This window comes from Sebaldella sp. S0638 (assembly GCF_024158605.1).
Taxonomy (GTDB): Bacteria; Fusobacteriota; Fusobacteriia; order Fusobacteriales; family Leptotrichiaceae; genus Sebaldella.
Genome location: NZ_JAMZGM010000151.1, coordinates 1 through 516, shown reverse-complemented (window position 1 = coordinate 516; position 516 = coordinate 1). Strand labels below are relative to the sequence as shown.

Annotated in this window: 1 protein-coding gene; it reads right to left on the bottom strand. The window is 36.0% G+C overall.

Going from position 1 to position 516, the window contains the following annotated elements; genetic code table 11:
- Positions 1-516: hypothetical protein (locus tag NK213_RS18060; protein WP_253351814.1), on the bottom strand; the 516-nt coding region annotated here is incomplete at both ends.

Genomic DNA, 516 nt, shown 5'->3' with positions numbered 1-516 from the left:
GCCTTCAAATCTTCTGTCACATATTGATCTATTAGTATCTCACTTACTTCCGGCTGTCTTATTGTACTTGGGTCTACCTGTATTGATAAGTCTATTCCGTTTAGTACAAACTTTCCGTCTACCTTTATTACTCCTGCATTTATTATTGACGGGATAACTACTGATGATCCATTTCCTACTTCCACATTATTTGATCCTGATCCTAAGTTTATTATTCCCTTATTCAATAGACTTGCCCCGTTTGACAGCATTATTCCCGTACTGTCATTTCCGTTTAAATTTATCGTTCCGTTATTCTGGATTTTTGTGCCTTCATTTCCGCTTATTCCTATTGAATTATTCCCGTTCATTGTTATTATACTGTTATTTACTATTGTTGACTGCTTAGTCCCCATTATCCCCTGTGAATAATCTCCATTCATGATTATTTCACCGTTATTTTCCACTGCTGATTTACTTCCCCATAAACCTATTGCGTAATCTCCGTCTGATCTGATTTCTCCATTGTTTGTCATT